We start from the raw sequence: 228 nt of genomic DNA, 5'->3' as shown, positions 1-228 counted from the left end.
GCCGCCTTCAGGCGGCTGTGTGTTGAAACCTTATAACCCTGATACATCTTATAGCCCATGAATCCCCAGCCGCCTTCAGGCGGCTGTGTGTTGAAACTTCAGGGGTTGGAAAATGATTAAGGGTGTTCAGTGCCAGCCGCCTTCAGGCGGCTGTGTGTTGAAACCTCGAATCGTTATTTGTCGTCTGAAAAGCGAATGCCAGCCGCCTTCAGGCGGCTGTGTGTTGAA

Source organism: Neisseria sp. HMSC03D10 (genome assembly GCF_001807625.1).
Taxonomy (GTDB): domain Bacteria; phylum Pseudomonadota; class Gammaproteobacteria; order Burkholderiales; family Neisseriaceae; genus Neisseria; species Neisseria mucosa.
The sequence above is the reverse complement of the archived record's forward strand: the minus strand, read 5'-3'. Positions refer to the sequence as shown.